At 50.2% G+C, this 333-nt stretch carries 1 rRNA gene; it reads left to right on the top strand.

The window, feature by feature from the left end:
- Positions 1–132 precede the first annotated feature (132 nt).
- Positions 133–333 (top strand): 16S ribosomal RNA (locus tag C2134_RS07780); the annotation flags it as partial.

Here is a 333-nt window from a genome sequence, read left to right as displayed (position 1 = left end):
GCACTGCTCTTTAACAGAACGAATAACCGATAGGTGTAAGTGCTTGGCGAAAGCCAAATACTTGCACTGCAAGAGATAGGAAATACCAGTTATTTCTTTGAACTTGCGTGCCAGAAAATTTGCTATGAGATTGAACTGAAGAGTTTGATCCTGGCTCAGATTGAACGCTGGCGGCATGCTTTACACATGCAAGTCGAACGGCAGCACGGGAGCTTGCTCCTGGTGGCGAGTGGCGAACGGGTGAGTAATGCATCGGAATGTACCGTGTAATGGGGGATAGCTCGGCGAAAGCCGGATTAATACCGCATACGCCCTGAGGGGGAAAGCGGGGGA

It is taken from the genome of Chromobacterium sinusclupearum, from assembly GCF_002902845.1.
In the GTDB taxonomy this organism is placed as follows: Bacteria; Pseudomonadota; Gammaproteobacteria; order Burkholderiales; family Chromobacteriaceae; genus Chromobacterium; species Chromobacterium sinusclupearum.
This window is presented reverse-complemented; position numbering and strand designations above follow the sequence as displayed.